This window comes from Microbulbifer sp. YPW1, assembly GCF_013367775.1.
Taxonomy (GTDB): Bacteria; Pseudomonadota; Gammaproteobacteria; order Pseudomonadales; family Cellvibrionaceae; genus Microbulbifer.
Window position 1 is genome coordinate 4086609 of the sequence record NZ_CP055157.1, and the last position, 18823, is coordinate 4105431.

Annotated in this window: 15 protein-coding genes; 4 read left to right on the forward strand and 11 right to left on the reverse strand. The window is 57.4% G+C overall.

What is annotated here, in order from left to right; all coding sequences use genetic code 11:
- The first annotated feature begins 111 nt into the window (after positions 1-111).
- Positions 112-3270 carry a bifunctional proline dehydrogenase/L-glutamate gamma-semialdehyde dehydrogenase PutA gene (gene putA, locus HUW35_RS16620; protein WP_181253325.1) on the forward strand — a complete coding sequence of 1053 codons (3159 nt, stop codon included), beginning with the start codon at positions 112-114 and terminating at the stop codon, positions 3268-3270.
- A 96-nt stretch (positions 3271-3366) separates the two neighbouring features.
- Here putA and HUW35_RS16625 read toward each other — a convergent pair whose 3' ends face one another.
- From HUW35_RS16625 to HUW35_RS16665, 9 genes are all read right to left on the reverse strand, one after another.
- Entirely contained in the window at positions 3367-5217 is a 1851-nt protein-coding gene (locus tag HUW35_RS16625; RefSeq protein ID WP_181253326.1) for a metallophosphoesterase family protein, read from the reverse strand.
- Between the two features lie 196 nt (positions 5218-5413).
- Positions 5414-5809 carry a glycine zipper family protein gene (locus HUW35_RS16630; protein ID WP_181253327.1) on the reverse strand — a complete coding sequence of 132 codons (396 nt, stop codon included), beginning with the start codon at positions 5807-5809 and terminating at the stop codon, positions 5414-5416.
- Between the two features lie 134 nt (positions 5810-5943).
- Positions 5944-6723 (reverse strand): hypothetical protein, encoded by a 780-nt coding sequence (locus HUW35_RS16635; protein ID WP_181253328.1) that lies wholly within the window; start codon positions 6721-6723, stop codon positions 5944-5946.
- Positions 6724-6784: 61 nt separating this feature from the next.
- A complete protein-coding gene (locus HUW35_RS16640; RefSeq protein WP_181253329.1) occupies positions 6785-7357 on the reverse strand; it encodes a DUF2878 domain-containing protein in 573 nt (190 codons plus the stop codon).
- Positions 7358-7361: 4 nt separating this feature from the next.
- On the reverse strand, positions 7362-8696 hold the full coding sequence (locus HUW35_RS16645; RefSeq protein WP_181253330.1) for a cyclopropane-fatty-acyl-phospholipid synthase family protein: 1335 nt from the start codon (positions 8694-8696) through the stop codon (positions 7362-7364).
- 178 nt (positions 8697-8874) lie between these two features.
- Entirely contained in the window at positions 8875-9627 is a 753-nt protein-coding gene (locus HUW35_RS16650; protein ID WP_181253331.1) for a DUF1365 domain-containing protein, read from the reverse strand.
- Complete coding sequence (locus HUW35_RS16655) at positions 9627-10919, reverse strand: NAD(P)/FAD-dependent oxidoreductase (RefSeq protein ID WP_181253332.1); 1293 nt, start codon at positions 10917-10919, stop codon at positions 9627-9629. The genes HUW35_RS16650 and HUW35_RS16655 overlap by 1 nt, the downstream gene beginning before the upstream one ends.
- The gene (locus HUW35_RS16660; protein WP_181253333.1) at positions 10919-11707 is read right to left on the reverse strand and encodes an SDR family oxidoreductase; all 789 of its coding nucleotides are present in this window, start codon (positions 11705-11707) and stop codon (positions 10919-10921) included. The genes HUW35_RS16655 and HUW35_RS16660 overlap by 1 nt, the downstream gene beginning before the upstream one ends.
- Before the next feature lie 51 nt (positions 11708-11758).
- Entirely contained in the window at positions 11759-12211 is a 453-nt protein-coding gene (locus HUW35_RS16665) for a nuclear transport factor 2 family protein (protein ID WP_181253334.1), read from the reverse strand.
- A gap of 245 nt (positions 12212-12456) precedes the next feature.
- Here HUW35_RS16665 and HUW35_RS16670 point away from each other — a divergent pair, with 245 nt between their 5' ends.
- On the forward strand, positions 12457-13053 hold the full coding sequence (locus HUW35_RS16670; RefSeq protein WP_181253335.1) for a sigma-70 family RNA polymerase sigma factor: 597 nt from the start codon (positions 12457-12459) through the stop codon (positions 13051-13053).
- 6 nt (positions 13054-13059) lie between these two features.
- Positions 13060-13776, forward strand: coding sequence for a ChrR family anti-sigma-E factor (locus HUW35_RS16675; protein WP_181253336.1), 717 nt, complete (start codon positions 13060-13062; stop codon positions 13774-13776).
- Positions 13777-13846: 70 nt separating this feature from the next.
- On the opposite strand, the gene HUW35_RS16680 is transcribed toward HUW35_RS16675, so the two are convergent.
- Positions 13847-17383 (reverse strand): indolepyruvate ferredoxin oxidoreductase family protein, encoded by a 3537-nt coding sequence (locus HUW35_RS16680; RefSeq protein WP_181253337.1) that lies wholly within the window; start codon positions 17381-17383, stop codon positions 13847-13849.
- A 404-nt stretch (positions 17384-17787) separates the two neighbouring features.
- On the opposite strand from HUW35_RS16680, the gene HUW35_RS16685 reads away from it, so the two are divergent.
- Positions 17788-18270, forward strand: a complete 483-nt coding sequence (locus tag HUW35_RS16685; protein WP_078085797.1) for an Lrp/AsnC family transcriptional regulator — start codon at positions 17788-17790, stop codon at positions 18268-18270.
- Between the two features lie 6 nt (positions 18271-18276).
- Here HUW35_RS16685 and HUW35_RS16690 read toward each other — a convergent pair whose 3' ends face one another.
- Positions 18277-18483 (reverse strand): DUF2905 domain-containing protein, encoded by a 207-nt coding sequence (locus HUW35_RS16690; RefSeq protein ID WP_181253338.1) that lies wholly within the window; start codon positions 18481-18483, stop codon positions 18277-18279.
- Positions 18484-18823: the final 340 nt, after the last annotated feature.

Sequence of the window (18823 nt, forward strand, 5' to 3'; positions counted from 1 at the left end):
AATAAGCCCTATATTTAACCACACTCCGTGGAAGAATGGCGATTAATTCTGGGACATTTACCACATAATCCGGTTTTTTATCCTGCACCTTATTTTAGTCTGGGAGTACACATGTCTACACGGTTCGCCGGCCAATTGACCGAAGAGTTGCACAACGCCCGCCAGAAGGCCCGCCAGTACCTGCATGCCGACGAAAACCAGTGCGTCAGCGAGCTACTGGCCGCACCGCGCCCGGGAGAGGCCCTGCGGGAGAAGATCCTCGCTACCGCCAGCGAGCTGGTGGTCAAATCCCGGGAGCAGCGCAGTAAGCGCGGCACTCTCGATGCCTTCCTGCAACAGTTCGGCCTTTCCAATAAGGAAGGCGTGGCGCTGATGTGCCTGGCCGAGTCCCTGTTGCGGGTGCCGGACGCGGACACTGCCGACAAACTGATCGCCGAGAAAGTGCACTCCGGCAACTGGTCCAGTCACCGCGGGCAGTCAGACTCCCTGTTCGTGAATGCCTCGACCTGGGGACTGATGCTGACCGGCAATATCGTTGAGCTTGACCCGGATATTACGGAAAAGCCCTCCACCTGGATGAAGCGACTGGTCAGTCGCATGGGCGAACCCATGGTTCGCACCTCCATGATGCAGGCCATGAAGATCATGGGCGGCCAGTACGTCCTTGGCCGTACTATCAAGGAAGCACTCAAGCGCGGCCCGGCGGAAAACAAGCCCGGCACCCGCTTCTCCTTCGACATGCTCGGCGAAGGCGCGCGCACCATGGCGGACGCTCAGCGCTACTTCGACGCCTACATGATGGCCATCGAAGCCATCGGCGCGGACAACACCAAACGCGATGTTGTCGAGGCCAACGGTATTTCCATCAAGCTCTCTGCCCTGCACCCGCGCTACACCGAACTGCAGCGCGACCGCGTGATGAATGAACTCCTACCCAGGGTGAAAGCACTCTGCGCGGCGGCAGCAAAATACGATATGGGCCTCAATATTGATGCCGAAGAAGCCGACCGCCTGGATATCTCCCTGGACGTATTTGAGGCACTGGCCCGCGACCCGGAACTGAAAGACTGGCAGGGTCTCGGCTTTGTTCTGCAGGCCTACCAGAAGCGCTCCCCGCACGTGGCAGACTGGCTGATTGCCCTGGGCCGCGATACCGGACGCAAGCTGATGGTGCGCCTGGTAAAAGGTGCCTATTGGGATACCGAAATCAAACACGCCCAGCAGATGGGCCTAACCGACTACCCGGTGTACACCCGCAAGTGCCACACCGACCTGTCTTACCAGGTGTGCGCGAAAAAACTGCTGGATGGCCGCGATGCCATCTACCCGCAGTTTGCCACCCACAACGCCTACACCGTGGGCCTGATCCTGGAACTGGCGGGCGACGCCAACGACTATGAATTCCAGCGCCTGCACGGCATGGGCCACTTGCTCTACGATCAGATCGAAGCAGTACACGGCAAGCGCGTCCCGGTCCGGGTCTACGCACCGGTGGGCGCACACAAAGACCTGTTGCCTTACCTGGTCCGCCGTCTGCTCGAAAATGGCGCCAACAGCTCCTTCGTCAACCGCTTCATGGACGAGAAGACCCCGGTCAATGAACTGGTGCGCGATACCCTGAAGCTGAGCGAAGCGTGCAACCCGTACCGCCACCCGGAAATCCCGGTACCCGCGGACATCTATATCGGCCACGAAGCCCTGCCGCGTAAAAACTCCCACGGTATTGAGCTGACCGACCCCGTCTCCGCGGAGCCTCTGATGCAGGCGGTATCCGCATCTAGCGGCGCCTCCTGGAAAGGCGGCCCGATCATTGCTGGAGAATCCATTTCCGGCGACCAGCCCGTGCTCAACCCGGCCACTGGCGAAACCGTGGGCCATACCACCGATGCTGATCCGGCATTGATCGAAAAAGCCTTCTCCTCCGCGCAGCAGCACCAACGCGCCTGGAACCGTCTGGGTGGTGACGCGCGCGCGAAGATTCTCGACAAGGTCGCCGATCTGTACGAGCAGCACCTCAACGAACTGGTTGCAATCATCTGTCGCGAAGCCGGCCGTACCCTTAACGACGGCATCTCGGAAGTGCGCGAGGCGGTGGACTTCTGCCGTTACTACGCCAACGGCGCGCGCAAGCACTTCAGTGAGCCCACCGTACTGCCCGGGCCCACGGGCGAGACCAATGAGCTCAGCCTCTGCGGCCGCGGTGTATTCGTGTGTATCAGCCCGTGGAACTTCCCGCTGGCGATTTTCACCGGCCAGGTTGTGGCGGCCCTCGCTGCCGGTAACGGCGTACTCGCCAAGCCCGCAGAACAGACCCCCTGTATTGCCCACCGCGCGGTACAGCTGATGCACGAAGCCGGGGTACCCCGCGAGATTCTGCATCTGGTAACCGGCACCGGTGCCGCCATTGGTAAACCGCTGCTGGACGACCCGCGGGTTGCCGGCGTGGCCTTCACCGGCTCCACCGAAACCGCCAAGCACATCAATATGCAGCTGGCAGCCAAAGACGGCCCCATCGTTCCGCTGATCGCCGAAACCGGCGGCCAGAACGTGATGATCGTGGACTCCACCGCCCTGCCCGAGCAGGTCGTGGACGATGTCATCCAGTCCGCATTCCTGAGCGCCGGCCAGCGCTGTTCCGCACTGCGCATCCTATGCGTACAGGACGTGATTGCAGACAACCTGCTGAACATGCTGAAAGGTGCCTGTGACGAACTGACCCTGGGCGATCCGTCCAAACTGGAAACCGATATCGGCCCGGTGATCGACGAAAAAGCGCTCGGTCTGCTGCAGAAGCACAGCGAACGCATGCAACAGGAAGCCAAACCGCTGTTTGCCTTTGACGAAGCCAAGCGTCCGCAGAACGGCACTTTCTTCGGCCCGCAGGTAGTGGAGATTGAGGACTTCAACCTGTTGAAGCGCGAAGTGTTCGGCCCCTTCCTGCACGTGGTGCGCTTCAAGGCGGAAGAGCTGGAAGATGTGGTGCACCGCATCAACGCCACTGGATACGGCCTGACCTTCGGCCTGCACTCCCGTATCGAGGGCCGCGCCGGCGCCATCTTCAAGCGCATTGACGTGGGCAACTGCTATGTAAACCGCGATATGGTCGGTGCTGTGGTCGGGGTCAACCCGTTCGGCGGCATGGGTCTGTCCGGCACCGGCCCCAAGGCCGGCGGGCCGCACTACCTGTTCCGTTTTGCCAACGAGAAAACCAAGACGGTCAATATCGTGGCGACCGGAGGCAACACCCAGCTGTTCACCCTGGGAGAGTAATCACCCTTAGCGAACCTGCAAAAAAGCCCGGGATTCCCGGGCTTTTTTGTATCTGAGCAATTAAGCATCTGCTGCCGGGTATCGGCCCGACGTCTGTTAACGTTTTGCCTGTGTGGTGGTCAAAGGTTTTTGCAGGGAAAACTGATCGACGGTATTACCCTCATCATCAATCGCCCGGTAATTGAGCGAGCCCGACAGCGGATCGATGTCGATCACCTGGTAAGTGCGGGTATTGACCGCGCCAAAGGCGGCAAACTCGGGTAACGCCTGCTCGTACATTTTTGTACCGGATACCGAAACAAGGTAAACGGTCCCCTGTTCCCCTTTGGCTACCGGTTCATTGCCGCGCATGGGCACTGTGCGCATGTAGGCGTGGTCGTGCCCCTGGAAAGCGATATCCACGTTGTGCTTGTCAAAAATCGGCCCCCAGGCATCCCGTATCATCTTGTTGTCGCGACCTTCGCGGGAGGCGTAGAACGGGTGGTGGTATATCACCACTTTCCAGCGCGCATTGCTTTCGTCCAGCACGCGATCCAGCCAATCCACCTGCAACTCGGGTTCAACCAGGTGGTAATTGGAGTCCATAACCACCACCAGCAGGTCCTGGTAGGTAACGTGATAGGTACGACCGGGATCCAGCTTGCTGCTGCCATTACCCAGCAACGCAAACTGCTTCAGGTACAGGGTGGGATGACCGCCGTGGCTGTCGTGATTACCGAGCGCCGGAACCACCATGGAACGGTCGAATACCGAGCTGCCCTCGTGGAAGAACTGGTCCCAGTTGTCCTGCTCCTGGCCGTGATCGATCAGATCTCCGGCGATCATGTAAAAGCGCGCATCGGGAAATTCAAAGTCGGCCTGGCGAATCAGCTGGCCCCAGCGGTCCAGGCCATTCTGCGGGTCCCCCAGATAGACGAAGGAAAACGGCTCCGAGGGCGAACTCGCGGCGGTGCGAAACTCGCGCGGAGCCGACCAGCTTTTACCGTTGTCCGCGCTGACCGCATACAGGTAGTCCGTTGCCGGCGACAGATTCTCAAGCGCCACCCGGTGCAGGCGCACCACCGGATCGTTGACCACCTGCAGGCTGTGTAACTCGGTATAGGTGGCTTTCTTCCGCTGCACTGCCTTGCCGCCCGCACTGAAAAACTGGTCCCTGGGAGCAAACCAGAGAATTGCATTGTCGACGCTTCCATCCGTGCGCCATTGCACGGTGGCAGAGCTCGCCGGGTCTCCCTGCCAGGTCAGCTGCAAGTGATCGGGTTGTGCCGAGGACGGATAGCGGGTTTCCCGAAAATACCCAACAAAGCGGGACACCAGCTCCCAGCTCTCGAAGCTACGCAACACTGGGAGGCCGACAAGCGCCTGCGGCAGAGTATTGAAGTAATCGTTGTCGTCGACAAACGGCAGGCCACCTACTTTCGCAACTGCCACATCCACGCCGGATACCAGCGGTGTTATCTCGACAGCCCGCTTGCCCTCTGCGGGCGCAGCAAACACCAGATAGGGTTTGAGCTCACCGGAAAGGCTGGGCACGCCCAGGTTGATCTCGCCTGCGTGCACGCGCTTAGACCAGACGTGGTAAGGATCTTCCTCGTCCACAATAAAATCGAGGGACCTCGATCGGGTAAACCCCTGGTCGGCGAGCCAGAATGGTGTCTCGCCGTATGTGGAATCAAAAGCGACATGAATGACAGCGGGACGGTCTACACGGAAGCGGGAAAACGCCGTACCGAGATATTCGCGCTCATCCCGTGACAGAAATGCAGTGGCTGACTCCGGTGTCAGGGCGATACGCTCCGCCGGGGACAGCTCCCGTGACATGCGCTGAATAATCTCAGTCACACGCTTCTCCAGCGCCCCGTGTACATCTTCTGAAGTGCCGGCGGTGGCGAAAGGAATGGTACATACCAGCAGCGCGGCCAGTATCAGATTGGAAAATAGTCGCATTAAACCCCCCTATATTTTGCGGGAGATTTTAACGACATAAATTGGCAGGTGGCGTCAGGGAAATGAATTTTTGGTGACAGTTTGATGACGAGCGCCGATCTTGCGTGCGGGGCCAAAACCTGGGAGCACAAAAGGAAACGCAAAAAAGCCGGGCCAAAGCCCGGCGCAACATCCTGTGGTTTGCCGAATAATTCTGCTAATTCAACACCCGATAACCCCGACCTCGCAGGCAGTTGCGGGCGATGTAATTTTCTTCAGCGTGCGCACTGCCCACGCCACTCACGCCGCCGATCAATGCGCCGGCGCCGGCGGCGGCTGCAGCCGCACTACTGGTATCGCCAATGATCGCGCCCAGCGCACCGCCCAGCAGTGCCCCGCCCGCAGCGCGGGTCACCCCGCGGCGCCCGGCATCGTTGCGCGCCGCCATCGCCATGGTTTTGCAGTCCGCAAGATCCAGCTGGTATTGCCGCATGTTCACGCCGTAGGTATCAATCACGATATTGCCTGCACCGTATACCTGTTCCTGCTGGTAGGCGCATCCAAATAGGGTTGCTGCACTTAGGCCCACAGCGGCCACGATCTTCGATCTCATTGGCGCTCCTCACCACATTTGTCGCCCGTGTCTACTTAGGTTTAGACGATGGTGGAGAAGCGCGCCAATGCGTGTAGAAATAACGAGGGATTGGCTAGGAACGGATAGTTAGGATATATGCCTCAGACCCGGACTCAACGATAGAAGTAGTCCAGCTGCAGGCGCTGTGGCTCGCCGGCATTGTTCAGCAGGTTGGTAACGCCGACAAATCGCGTCAACCTGGCGGAACCCGGCTTGCCGTCTGCGCCGGCAATATATTCAAGGTCGATCTCCCCTCCGGCAATCCAGCGCAAAAATGCCTGCGCAAGCTCTACACGCAGGCAGAGATCCGACTCTGCTCGCGTACAGGGGATCGACCTGGCTCGCAGCTTGATCGAGCGGCCGTGCACCGGGGAGGCGAACTGGAACTGCACAGTCTCCCCCGCCTTTAGCTGCTGCCAGTGTTGGCGGACATACGGGTCAAAACCGGCATCGATCACATCCAGCTTATCCATGGGCAGAGTAGATTCGGTAAGGCGGGACTTCCGGTCAGCCCGATAGCGCATTCGCCACCCGGTTTCGGATCGAGTAACCTCCCGGACTTCCCCGAGTCGGAAATCTTCCTGGGAAATCTGCGGACGAGTGGACAGCAGCACCCCCGACTCATCGATAACGCCGTTGATCCGCTTCTCGGCAAGCTTGCTACCTTCGAGACCATCCGGTGCGTAATACACCACGCGTATATTGCTCGCATCCCCATTGGTCTGCGGCGCTCCCTGGGGCTCCAGAAAGTACTCGCAATAGCGCACTTGTGGCGCGCTGCCTGCGGGCTCTACTAACTGCGCCCTTCCTATCACGGCTGCCTGCGCGGTCACCGATTCAGGTGCGCTACAACCGGACACCACTAGAGTAGCCACCGCCAACCAGATACCCATGACCACCTCCGGGAAAATTACTCAACGGGTAAATTCTTGAAAACACCAACGATTTGAGAGTTTATTGGCGAAACAAAGGCGCCCTTGCGCACCGCATCACTAACGGCAGATAGACAGTCCAGAGTCCTGCAAGTATCGCCAGCGATAGCCCAAGCGGTTCAGCGAGACTAACGGAGCCATTGATTTTCGCCCCAACCAGGTAGCTTGCAGGTCCGCCAAACGCGCCAAACAGGGCTGCCATCCACAACTTACGCTGCAAGAAATGAAACGCAAACCTCAGTGCCAGGGCAAAATTCACCCAAAGCAGCAATAGCCAGGCAGGCAAAAACACGACTTCCGTAGAGGTCTCGAAAAGCCCAAAGCGGAAGAGTAGCGAGTCCATCACACAGCCGGAGAGCGTCACAGCCGCTACCCATAGCAGGGTACGCGCAGCCCCCCTGGCACCGTGCGAGCCAGGGCCTGAGAGGTCAAACAACCATACGTGAAACAACAGGTTACACAGGGTGACAACAGCCACCAGTGCAGTCCCTGGCGAGACCACACACAGAAACCACACCACTTCAAACAGCAAGCCACTAAGCAGTAGCTTGCCGAAATTGCGCGGTCGGGATTGCACGCTGGCTACAGAATCCATCAGCTTAATTCAGGGAGGGCAAGGTATTGCATCGGGGCTTGGCAAAGGTGAACTGCGCAGTGCTGATCACCCGCTCGAGGAAACCACCTTCGCAGTAGCAGAAGTAGAAATCCCACATATTGATAAAACGCTCGTCAAAGCCCTGCTGACGCACTTCATCAATCCTCTCAAAGAAGGCTTTTCTCCACGATCGCAGCGTCATCGCATAGTCGAAGGTAATATCGTCCAACCCGACAATCTGCATATCCGTGTGAGCCGCAATATTGTCCGCAACGACCTTGTTGGAAGGCAGGCAGCCTCCTGGGAAAATATACCGCTGAATAAAGTCGACACTGTTTTTGTACTGCTCGAAACGCTGGTCCTGAATGGTAATGGCCTGCATCACCATCAAACCGTGCGGTTTCAACAGTGCGCTGCAACGCGAGAAGAAGTCTCGATAGTACTGGTAACCCACTGCCTCGACCATCTCGATGGAAACCAGCTTATCGAACTGCCCTTCCAGTTCCCGATAATCCTTGAGCAGCAAGGTTACCCGGTCCTCAAGTCCCTCGCGCGCTACCCAGGCTTTTGCGTACTCATACTGCTCTTTTGAGATGGTGGTGGTGGTTACCCGGCAGCCATACTTCTTGGCCGCATACACCGCCATCCCACCCCAGCCGGTGCCGATTTCCAGCAGGTGATCCGTTTCCTTGAGCTGCAACTTGCGGCAGATTCGCGCCAGCTTGAACTCCGACGCCTCGGCGAGGCTCGCATCTTTGGACGGGAACACCGCCGAGGAGTAGAGCATTGTCGGGTCCAGAAACAGACCAAAAAAGTCGTTCCCCAGGTCGTAGTGGGCAGAGATATTGCGACGGGAGCCGCGCAGTGAATTGCCGTTCAGTGCATGCAATGCTTTAAGGGCAATTTTATTCAGGAAGTTCCATTTTGAATCGAGGCTTTCCAGCAACGCCATATTGGCGGTCATCAAGCGGATCACCTGCACCAGATCTGGTGAGCGCCAGGCACCATCCATATAGGCCTCGCCAGACCCGATTGATCCATTGAGCACCACCTGCGCATACAGGGTCGGATCTGTCACAACGATATGCGCTTCGATATGAGAAGTACCGGCGGGTGCACCAAACACCAGTGGACCACCGGATTCGGAATGGTTCCCTTGATTTGCCGAGGCCAATGCATACTGCTCGTGCACGAACAGTGTCCCCACGCTCACGCTCTTTAGCTTTTCCAGGAGCAGCCATCTGCACAGGCGCTCGAACCGGGATATCGGGGTTGTACGGCGAGCGCTGGAAAGATTGTCCTGCTCGTTCGCGGCATCAAGTACAACACCTGTTTTCATCCCCGCTTGCCCCGCGACGTTTTCTGAAAGTTCCCTGTTCGCTTGGGCGAGGAAATCTGCCCCGCTGGCAGGGGCCGATTTGTATCCAGACTTCATATCGATTGCTCTCCGGCTCTAAATTGATATTCGATTGCGTCACAGCTAGTGGGCACTCTTGCTTGCTGCCCAACAATAGCAGCTATAAAGGCCGCTTCTTCCCCGGATGGGTAAACAGGGGAATACGCTTCACCAGAAGCTTCAGTGCCTGCCAGTATATTGAGATGATGATTTTTACGGTGTGAAGAGGAAACTGGATCAGTTTTTTGCGCAGCGCCGCCCCACTGATCTCCTCGCGCTTCAGGGTCATACAGGCGTCAAACACCCGCTCCTGCCCCTGCACGGATTGGATACGGATGGAAAGCCTGTCACCGGGCAGCGTGCTTCGCCACAGGTAGCGCTGGTCCAGCGGCATAAACGGGGATACATGCAGTTCCTTGCGGAATTCGGTCTTATGCACCCCCTCCTGGGACCGCACGTCCAATACGTAGCCGTGCCGCTCGTTCCAGGGCGTGTTGTGCACATCCACCAGCAAGTATTCCACCGCCTGACCGGCACGATCAAAGCAGTAATACACGCTGATGGGATTCATGTTGTAGCCGAAATAGCGCCAGTTCGCGAGTAGCGCAATGGGACCTTCAGGGCGCACACCACTCTCTTCATACACCCGCGCCCGCACGGCCTGCTCCAGCGGGACAGACGGGTCTCCGTAGAAGTCACCCCGACAGAATCGCGCCGGCGCTCCGGGCTTGTCAGACCATAATCGCGTTTGCGCAAAGAGCATTGGCAGTTCGTCGAGAAACGCATACACCATAAAGCCCCGATAGCGGAAGCTGTGCTCCCGGGGCTGTATGCGTCTGTGCTGGATCCAGCCAGTGTAAAGTCCACTGCGCACTAGAAATCGACTCCCAATCCTCTTGCCACACGAATCGCACTTACCACCCCGTCCTCATGGAAGCCATTGGCCCAGTAGGCGCCGCAGAACCAGGTACGCTTGACACCATTAATTTCCGACCAGCGGGACTGTGCATGGGTGCCATCTACCGAAAACTGGGGATGGGAGTACTCGTAGCGGCCAATGACTTTTTCCGGGTCAATGGCATGGTCCGCATTCAGGGTGACGCAGTAGGTTTTGTCTGTATCCAACCGCTGCAGGATATTCATGTTGTAGGTGAGCGCCGGCAGGCTGTCGTGGGCACCCTGCAGCCGGTAATTCCAGCTTGCCCAAGCGCTGCGGCGACGGGGCAACAGGCCGATATCCGTGTGCAACACGACGGAATTTTTCTCATAGGGAATCTGCCCGAGGATGTCCTGCTCTTGTGCATCAGCATCGCCAAGCATTGCCAGCGCCTGGTCGGAATGACAGGCAAATATCACCTGATCAAACACCTCCTGTCGGGATTCACCCAGGTCGTTCCGATATTCCAGGATCACCCCCTCCTCCTGCCGGACCAGCTTCTGCACCGGCGAGGACAGTCGGATACGGTCAGAAAATCCACGCACCATTGGCTCGATATAGCTTCGAGATCCCCCCTGAATCACGCGCCACTGCGGCCTGTTGAATATGTTCAGCAAACCATGGTTGTAGAAGAAGCGGATAAAGAAATCCACGGAGAAATCCAGCATCCGGGACATACTCGCAGACCAGATGGCCGATCCCATAGGCACCAAATAGCGCGAAGAAAATTCAGCCGAATAACCGTTGCTATCAAGATAGTGACCCAGGGTCATCGACGGGCTCAATTCACCATCGCGCCAGTCACTCACCGCGTCGCGGTTGAAGCGCACAATATCCTTGAGCATCCGCCAGTGCCCGCCATCCAGAAGATTGCGGCGCTGGGCAAACAGGGAATTGAGGCTATTACCCGCATACTCAAACTCGCGTCCACCCTGCTCTTTGCCCGCCTCATGTAATTGCGGTGTCGACACACTGAAGCCCATATCCGTAGGCTGGGATTCCACACCGAGCTTGTTCATCAGCTTGATGAAATTCGGGTAGGTCCAGTCGTTAAAGACAATAAAACCGGTATCTATTGCGAGCGTCCTGTCACCTTCGCTCACATCAATAGTGGCGGTGTGCCCGCCGAGGCGGTCATCTGCCTCGAACAGGGTGATGTCATATTTTTCGTGTAACAAATGTGCCGCGGTCAATCCTGAAATACCACTGCCAACGATGGCGATTTTCATCAACCTCTCCTCAATTTTTTAATTCTGGTCATACGAGGCGCACACACAGCAAACCACACGGGCCGCAGAAAACCCAGTAACCGCAAGGGCCAACTCATTCGACGGGGAAAATCGATCACACTCTTGCCACGCCTTATTCCGGAAAGAATCCGACGGGCCGCCTCGTCTGGCGCCATCAGGAATGGCATCTCGAAGTCATTTTCTCGGGTCAAGGGTGTATCGATAAAGCCGGGGCGAACCAAAACGGACCGCAGGGCAACATTTGATGTATCCGCGCGCAGCGCATCCATAAAATATTGAAGTGCCGCCTTTGACGCACCATAGGCCTCAGCACGCGGAAACCCCACCACCGATGACAGACTGCCCAGCGCCACAAATACGGGCGCTCGCACATTGTTAAGTAGCGGCAAAGCCACACGCAGAGTATTCACTACGCCAAAGAAATTACTGTCGAACACCCTGCGGTAGCTCGCAATATCCAGGGATAGATCGTCGTCATACTCGCAGGTGCCGGCACAGGCAATCACCAGATCAAGCTGGTCCGTAATGTCTCTCAGCAATGCGCCCGCTTCGGCCATGGAAGCATCATCGCCCACATCACAGGGCAAAACCTTGACCAATTTGGGAGCCGGCTTCTGTAGCTCCAGCAGTGCGTCGCGATTCCGACCGCTGATGATTACAAAATGCCCCTCACCGGTCAGCATGTGTACCAGCGCAGCGCCAATACCCGAACTTGCACCGGTAATCCAGATAGTCTGCTTGTCAGCAGGGTGAACACTTTTAGGCATAAGTGCACCTCCCGCGGCCATCTCTCAGCGGTTCATGATGTAGATGGCCGGTCATTGGCTTTGCGCTCCATTACCGCCGGCGATGCCCCGCTTCACGTAGCGCAGCACCGATCCCAGTAGTGGCACCTGCTCGTACACCATGGCGCCGAGATCATAGATATCTTCGTGTGCCAGCACGCGATCCTGCTCCAGGTCCAGGCGCAACAAGGATGCGCCCCTCAGGCTCAGCAGCTTGCCGCCACTCAGGCGGGGATGGCGATAATGCATGGTCCACCAGAGATTCAGGGTATTGCCTTCGATCAGGGTTTGATCGAATTCGAACCTGCACTCCTGCAGGTTCTTGGCGACACCTGCAAAATACCCCTGCATGTCACCAAGCCCGTGAATTCGATGAACCGGATCAGAGAACTCCACATTTTCCGCGTAAACTTCGGCGATTGAGCCGGGATCTGCCGCCAAAAAATCGGAGTACAGCCTTTTAATGCGATTTACCAGCGATGCCATATTGCCCCTCCCGGGCGTCACGTAAGGACGAGTACCTTTGATTACGCCGCCAAATGCCAATCAGATTACCACCCGGTCACAATATTCCTGCGCCCGATATCGGCCCCGGGAGCTGGGCTTGGTAAAGAGTGTGACCCGCAATTGATCCAAACCGGAAAATGCTGCGTAGAACACCGTGAACAGTAGGTAAGCCAAGCAGCTGAAGACCATTGTCAGTACAATGGTCGAAATGGAACACATAAACAGTGAGTCAAACAATAGTGCAGGCTTCTGATCAGGCCAGAAATGACGAGTGGAGCAAACTGCTGATCCGCGTTGGGCGACATCGAGATCGCGCAGCGTTCGAGCAGCTGTATTGCCATTTCTCTCCCTTGATAAAAGGGTTCCAGTTCAGTCGCGGAGGGCAGAGTTCAGCGTCGGAAGCGGCGGACGAACTTGTGCAGGAGGTGATGTTCAAGGTGTGGCGTAAGGCACCGAGCTTCAATCCCGACAAGGCCGCTGCGAGCACATGGATATACACCATCATGCGCAACTGTCGCATCGACGCGTTGCGTCGCCATGGCCGGCAGCCAGATACCGATGAAAGCCTGAACGTAGAGGATATTTGGGATGACAGCCAGGACGACCAGCCCCTGATCTACCTGCAGCAGTCACGCAGTGAAAGCGCAGTAGCAGACGGCTTGCAGAGCCTCCCGCCGGAGCAGAGCCATGTGATTGAGAAAGCCTATATAGAGGGCAAATCACACAGTGAGATCTCCGAGGAACTGGGTCTCCCCCTGGGCACTGTAAAGTCGCGAGTACGACTGGCCCTCAAGAAACTACAAAGCACCATTGTCAGGTAGGTCACTATGATTCATCACCATCCAGACAACAACATGCTCCTGGAATACGCCAGCGGAAGCCTGAACTGGGCCCACAGTATCGTGGTAGCGGCCCACCTGCAGCTGTGCCCGAAATGCGCAGCCGATCTCAAGCTTCTCAATGGTATCGGCGGCAATTTGCTGGCAACCAGTGCGCCCGTGCCTGCCAGCGCCCCGGATCAGGAAAAACAATCTTTCGAGCAGCTGATGCGCCGGATCGACTCCGATAACCAGTCGTCCGAGCCGTCAGAAGCACCCAAGGAAAAGGCACCGAGACCCGCCCTGCCCCGCAAACTGGCAAAAGATCCGGTGTTCGCATCTGTTCCCCCGGTAGTCGGAAAGTTGCTCGGGCAAAACTCAGCATTGCGCTGGCGTCGCCTCTCCAAGGGGTTGAAGGAAGCGCGCTTGAAAACCGGACAATGCCAGCACGAAGTCGCCTTCCACCGTATCGCGCCGGGTAATAAGGTGGCCGAGCACGATCACCGCGGCACGGAGATCACTATGGTGCTTTACGGCAGCTTTTCTGATGCCGATGGCATTTATTCTCCCGGGGACTTCCTGGTACGCGAGCCGGGCGAAACCCATCGCCCCACCGCCACCCAGGATCACGAATGCCTGTGCCTGTCCGTGGTAGAGGCACCGGTGGCACTGACCGGGCTGATGGGAAAACTGGTCAACCCGTTTCTCTCTTTCCGGCCGCAGTAGCCGCGAGTCAAGAAATTCAGCAGGCAAAAAAAATCCCGGGGTCTACCCGGGATTTTTTATTGCATTCGCGTTAATTCATCTCTGCCAGTTCAACGCCACTACCACTGCTGCCATTGCGCTGGAAGCGACTGCGCAGGGTATCCCAGCGCTCGCGCACCGCGTCCAGCTTTGCCGCACGCACATGGCCAAAGCCCCGCACCTGTTGCGGCAGTGCCAACAGCTCCGCGGCAAGCTCCCTGTTGCCAGTGCCCAGACCTGCAGCCACGTCCAGCACGGACTGACGCACTTCCCGCGCCCAGCTGCGCTCCTGACGACGCTCCTGGGTATAGCCGAACACATCCAGCGGGGTACCGCGCAAGACCTTGCCCCTGGCGAGCATTGGTAACAACTTGGCCAGCCAGGGCCCAAGGGCGATTTTGCGAATGCGCCCACTTGAATCCGGACGCGCAAGCAGCGGCGGCGCCATCAGGAATTTCAGTTTGTAGTCACCGCTGAAGGTTTCGCGCAGCTGACGCTGGAACGCCTCGCCACTGTACAATCGCGCCACCTCATACTCATCCTTGTAGGCCATGGCCTTGAACAGGCTCAGGGCTGCGGTGCGGGTAAGCGTATCTCCGGTCACCGCACTCCCGGACGCCATCAGCTTGCGTTCGGCGGCGTGTAACTTTTCGATCACCGCGGTGAAACGGCGGGCATAAGCGGCATTCTGGTATGCAGTCAGCTCTCCGGCCAGGCGCGCCACCAGCTGGTCGACGCCCTCCTCGGGCTCCACCAGCTTGACCACCTGTGCAGGGCTGAGCAGCTGCTCGATGGCCTGCGGGTTTTCCACCAGCAGACGGCCGGCGCGGAATGCGCGCAGGTTGTTTTCAACCGCCACCCCATTCAACTCCACCGCGCGCTCGATGGCATTTTGCGATACCGGCAACAGCCCCTGCTGGCAGGCATAACCCATCATCATCAGATTGGCCGCCACCGTATCGCCAAACAGCGCTTCCGCGTAGCGGTTGGCATCCAGCGCGTGGTATTCCCCAGCCACAGACTCAATGCTCTGTGCAGTTTCATCGGCGGGGAACGCCAGTTCGTTGTTGCGCACAAATGCCGCTACCGGAACTTCCGCAGTATTCACCAGCGCCTTCATTCTGCCGCTGGCAAATTTGGGACGCTGCCCGGCCGCAGTCACCATATCGCAACCCAACAGCAGGTCGGCCGCGCCGTCGCGAATACGAGCCGTGGTGATATCTTGCGGGCGGTTACCCACTTTGACATGAGCAACCACCGCGCCATTTTTCTGCGAGAGCCCGGTGAAATACAGCGTGGTGCTGCCTTTTTCCTCGAGATGGGCCGCCATTCCGAGCAGCGCGGCCACGGTGAGCACTCCGCTTCCGCCAATACCTGCCACCAGAATGCTCAGCGGCTGATCCAGTTGTGGTTTCGGGGCGTCGGCCAGTCCTTGACTGGCCTCGTCGATCGATTGCGCCAAAGATTTCAGCGCCGGCTTTTTCAGTTCGCCGCCTTCCACACTGACAAAGCTGGGACAAAATCCATCCGCGCAACGCATATCCTTGTTACAGCTGGATTGATTCACCTGACGCTTGCGCCCGAACTCTGTTTCCAGTGGTTCTACGGCAATGCAACTGGACTGAACACTACAATCGCCACAGCCCTCACATACCCGGTGATTGATCAGCAGGCGCTTGGCAGGATCTACCATCTGCCCTTTCTTGCGACGGCGACGCTTTTCCGCTGCGCAAACCTGTTCGTAAATAATCGCCGTTACGCCTGCGGTATCACGTAGCTTGCGCTGCACTTCATCGAGGTCATCACGGTGGAAGACCTGGACCTCTGCCGGTACCAGGTTGCGATGGGAAGCCCAGTAATCGGGATTTTCGCTCACCAGGCAAACCTGACCCACGCCCTCTGCCAGCAACTGACGGGACAGCGTGGGCACGGTGACTTCCCCATCCGCGGGCTGACCACCGGTCATGGCGACTGCGTCGTTAAGCAGAATCTTGTAGGTGATATTGATCTTGCTTGCCACCGCCTGACGGATGGCAAGCAGGCCGGAGTGGTTGTAGGTACCGTCGCCCATATTCTGGAAGATGTGCTTGTCGCTGGAGAAGCGGTGCAGCCCCACCCAGTGAGCCCCTTCGCCACCCATATGGGAGTAGGTATCCGTACGCAGGCCCTTGCCCAGCGCCATGATGTGACAGCCAATGCCCGCACTGCCGGTACTGCCCTCAGGTAACTTGGTGGAACTGTTGTGCGGGCATCCGGCACAGAAAATCGGCTCCCGCGCCAGCAGGCCGCTGGCCTTTTGCAGAACACCGCTGCCCAGCTTTTCCGCCAGCGGAATCAGTTTCGCCGCCAGTTCGGTGTCCGCCAGCCAGCGGGTGATGGCCTTGGCGACCTGGTCGGGTCCAAACCCCCAGATCGCCGGCAGCAAATCATTGCCGTCGAGGTCTTTCTTGCCGATCACTTTCGGGCGTTCACTGTCCGGCCAGCTGTAGAACAGGTTCTTCATCTGGTCTTCCACCAGCGGACGCTTCTCCTCGACTACCAGTACACGCTCCATACCACGGGCAAACTCACTCATGCCCCGCGGTTCCAGCGGCCAGCTCATGGCCACCTTGTGAATCGAAATACCCGCTTCGAGCAGATCCCGCTCGCTGAGGTCCAGCAGTTTCAGCGCTTCCAGCAGATCCCCGTGGGCCTTGCCCACCGTGACGATACCGAAGCGTTTCTGTGGAGCATCCACGATGGTTTTGTCCAACCCGTTGGCATAAGCGAATGCCTTTGCCGCGGGCAGCCGCTCCTCGAGCATACGGCGTTCGTACTCCATGCGCTCGGCGGGCCAGTTCAGGTGTGGATCGTAGTTGAGACCGTGTGCGGGAATCGGGAAGGATTCCGGCAAGACAAAGTTGGGCAGCGGCGGCACAACAATGGAAGCACCGGATTCCACGGTTTCGGTAATCGTCTTGAATCCAACCCACAAACCCGAGAACCGCGACAACGCGATCCCCGCAAGGCCGAGGGTCAGGTATTCATCGATGGTCGCGGGAAATAGCAACGGCATCATGACCGACTCGAATATCTGGTCGGTATTGTGGGAGAACATGGAGGATTCCGCGGTGTGATCGTCACCACAGAGGGCAAGCACGCCGCCGAGCCTGGAAGTACCCTGAATATTTGCCTGGCGGAATACGTCGGCACTGCGATCCACGCCGTGGCCCTTGCCGTACCAGATGGAGAAGACCCCATCCCGTGTCGCCTGCTGGCGATAGTGGTCCAGCAGCTGGGTCCCCCAGATATTGGTGGCACCAAGGTCCTCATTGATACCCGGTTCAAAATGGATATCCCGCTCCGCCAGCAGCTTTTTGTGGCGCCACAGCGTCTGGTCGTAACCGCCGAGGGGAGAACCGCGGTAACCGGAAATAAAGCCCGCGGTATTCAAACCAGCCTGCTCATCCAACTGCTTCTGCATCAAGGGCAGGCGTACCAGGGCATCAATACCGGTTAGGAAAACGCGTCCGGAGTCTCGGGTAAATGCTGCTTTGAGGGAATACTCCCGGTCAAAGCCCAGTTCCTGATCAGTTTCGACCATCGCCATCGGTTAGGACCTTCTCGCAATATCTGGCAAGTACCTGACACGGGTGCGCGGTGCCCCGCAGTGTCAGTTCCAGCGTTATTGTTTTGATGCCAGTAAACTATCACCGGCAAGTCAGGCAGGTCATACCAAAATCACCACAAAAAGTGCACACAGCAGAAAGAATCCACCACACAAGGATAATTTTCTGCAATAATTCATAACTGAAAGCGATTAGGTGAGAATATTTATCAACTTCTGGCCGGACGGCCGCCCGCAGGCCTATAGCGGGACAGGAATAGTGAATTTCTGCTATGTCTTGGTCACATAATGTATTCTTCCCCTGTGCCGCGACCCGCGGTAGATCGCTTAATTTCACTGAATTTGGCACTCTCAACTACAGAGAATCAGGAACACCGGGAAACTATATGGCCTATCTACTGGACGCCATCGACAAACACATTCTGGAGATCCTTCAGCAGGATGCGACCATCCCCAACATCGAGCTGGCGGAAAAGGTTCACCTGTCACCCTCCCCCTGCTCCCGCCGGGTAAAGAATCTGCACGAACAAGGCTTTATCAAGCGCGCTGTCACCCTGCTGGAACCGGATATGGTCGGCCTGCCGGTGAGCGTGTTTATTCAGGTGACCCTCAACCACCAGGTCAAAAAAGAGCTGCAACACTTCGAATCCACCATTGGCCAGTGGCCGGAAGTGATGGAGTGTTACCTGATGACCGGGGACTTCGATTATCTGTTGCGGGTGGTGGTACCCAATCTGCATGCTTACCAGGAGTTTCTGGACAAGAAGCTGACCGAACTCCCTGGAATCGACCACATCAAGAGTAGCTTTTCCCTCAAACAGGTGAGATATCGTACAGAACTTCCGCTGGACCAACTGCTGGAAAAGTAACACGCACTAGCGTCGGAACAAGGACAAAAGGATACTCAGCACCACGCTGACGACGATCATCGTGGTAATAGGGAAATAAAAGCGACTGCGCCCGGATTCGATACGGATATCGCCGGGCAAACGCCCAAACCAGTTCAGCAGCCACGGCGCATAATGCAAGATCAAACCAATCCCGGTCAGCATAATCCCCGCGACAATTAACCACCGCGCCATTACTCCACGCTCCTCTGTTCGTTACTGGATTTGACCGCATTGGACAATTTGCCCCCAGCACATACAGCTGAACCTTTCCTGTAGTACTCACATCCCACTTGCACTTGCCGCCGTGCGGCGATGCAAGACGATGTCGGCCAGGGTAAAGAATAGCTATCAACTGCTATTGACGTTCGGCGCATCAGACCCAGCCGACAGCAAAAAACATGGCAAGCCAGACTCTTCTTTCTACCTGCGTTTTAAGACGGGACATCGATACGTGCAGAAAGTCGACAAATTGGCAGCACCTTGTTGCGCTGATACCATCAGAGCGACCCTCTGACAGACGCTTCTACAAGGC

What these genes read in the sequence shown, in the direction of transcription:
- putA (WP_181253325.1), top strand. Translation starts at nt 112, where the DNA reads ATGTCTACACGGTTCGCCGGCCAATTGACCGAAGAGTTGCACAACGCC.
- HUW35_RS16625 (WP_181253326.1), bottom strand. Translation starts at nt 5,217, where the DNA reads ATGCGACTATTTTCCAATCTGATACTGGCCGCGCTGCTGGTATGTACC.
- HUW35_RS16630 (WP_181253327.1), bottom strand. Translation starts at nt 5,809, where the DNA reads ATGAGATCGAAGATCGTGGCCGCTGTGGGCCTAAGTGCAGCAACCCTA.
- HUW35_RS16635 (WP_181253328.1), bottom strand. Translation starts at nt 6,723, where the DNA reads ATGGGTATCTGGTTGGCGGTGGCTACTCTAGTGGTGTCCGGTTGTAGC.
- HUW35_RS16640 (WP_181253329.1), bottom strand. Translation starts at nt 7,357, where the DNA reads ATGGATTCTGTAGCCAGCGTGCAATCCCGACCGCGCAATTTCGGCAAG.
- HUW35_RS16645 (WP_181253330.1), bottom strand. Translation starts at nt 8,696, where the DNA reads ATGAAAACAGGTGTTGTACTTGATGCCGCGAACGAGCAGGACAATCTT.
- HUW35_RS16655 (WP_181253332.1), bottom strand. Translation starts at nt 10,919, where the DNA reads ATGAAAATCGCCATCGTTGGCAGTGGTATTTCAGGATTGACCGCGGCA.
- HUW35_RS16660 (WP_181253333.1), bottom strand. Translation starts at nt 11,707, where the DNA reads ATGCCTAAAAGTGTTCACCCTGCTGACAAGCAGACTATCTGGATTACC.
- HUW35_RS16665 (WP_181253334.1), bottom strand. Translation starts at nt 12,211, where the DNA reads ATGGCATCGCTGGTAAATCGCATTAAAAGGCTGTACTCCGATTTTTTG.
- HUW35_RS16675 (WP_181253336.1), top strand. Translation starts at nt 13,060, where the DNA reads ATGATTCATCACCATCCAGACAACAACATGCTCCTGGAATACGCCAGC.
- HUW35_RS16680 (WP_181253337.1), bottom strand. Translation starts at nt 17,383, where the DNA reads ATGGCGATGGTCGAAACTGATCAGGAACTGGGCTTTGACCGGGAGTAT.
- HUW35_RS16685 (WP_078085797.1), top strand. Translation starts at nt 17,788, where the DNA reads ATGGCCTATCTACTGGACGCCATCGACAAACACATTCTGGAGATCCTT.
- HUW35_RS16690 (WP_181253338.1), bottom strand. Translation starts at nt 18,483, where the DNA reads ATGGCGCGGTGGTTAATTGTCGCGGGGATTATGCTGACCGGGATTGGT.